General features: G+C 28.8%; 1 protein-coding gene. It reads right to left on the bottom strand.

All coding sequences use genetic code 11. From position 1 onward, the window contains the following. Window positions 1-111: 111 nt before the first annotated feature. Window positions 112-882, bottom strand: a complete 771-nt coding sequence (locus tag BUC03_RS15030; protein WP_084113015.1) for an FG-GAP repeat protein — start codon at window positions 880-882, stop codon at window positions 112-114. Window positions 883-1040 lie beyond the last annotated feature (158 nt).

The raw sequence follows: 1040 nt of genomic DNA, 5'->3' as shown, positions 1-1040 counted from the left end.
GGAAGGTTAGGAGTAAAGATAATAAAAAGAGCTAACTTTGACGCTTTTGCGTCTGTGTCCGCAGGACACAACCAAACCTTAGTTGGAATTATACGGTGTTAGCACCAGTTTTTATTCGCATTCTATTTCTATAAAATCTTCTTTTTCCTCATCAAATTCAAGACATTTTTGTTCAATTAAAATCATTTCGTTATTGGCTACTTTGTATGTAGCATTCATATGACTTCTTCCCGCACAACATTGATTATGTTCGTAAATAAGTTTTGAGTCATTATCAAATTCTAAAGAAGTTCCGCTAAAGTTACTTTTCAGATATTTATCAGAATTTGAGTCTCTCAAGATATAAATACTCGAAGTATTTGGTCCCGAATAACTAGCTTCAAAAACTGAAAAGTCATCAATTCCGTCAAAGTTGTAATCTCCAACACTTATGTTATCAATTCCAAATAATTGGCAATCTAATTCTATGGTTTGAATAAGTTTATCTGACTTTTTTTGAAAAATTTTTACTCCAGAAATTCTTCCGTAGAATTGTCCTTTTTCTTTTGTAATTATGGTTTTAAAATAATGTTCTTTTGTAGATTTTGATTGAATTAATTCTTTAGATTCCCATTCAATATTATCTCCATAATCAATGTCAAAATCTTTATTTAATGAAATTTCATAAGTTTTTGATTTGTCAATACTTATCCATTTTCCTTTAATTGTTTTATCACTTTCCTTAAAATCTTTGAAAATCAAAGTAGCAAAAACTTTTTCAGAATCATCTTTTTCAAAAAGTTTCAATTCTCCAGCTTCTAATCTTCCATTTATTGTTATCGGTGTATCAAATTTATCATATACATAATAAGCACGTGAATCACCATCTCCATAATGATACATTATTAAATTGATGGGATACTTTCCTAAACTACCTGAATAACTAGATTGACTATTTCCGGAAACTGAAGTAAATATTATTAATAATAGAAGTATTATTCTCATTTTTTAGTCAAATTGGTGCTAACGTGTTTGTATATGGTTTGTTGCGTGGTTAAGCA

Origin of the sequence: Mesonia phycicola, assembly GCF_900141885.1 — a bacterium.
GTDB classification, from domain to species: Bacteria; Bacteroidota; Bacteroidia; order Flavobacteriales; family Flavobacteriaceae; genus Mesonia; species Mesonia phycicola.
The sequence above is the reverse complement of the archived record's forward strand: the minus strand, read 5'-3'. Positions and strand labels throughout refer to the sequence as shown.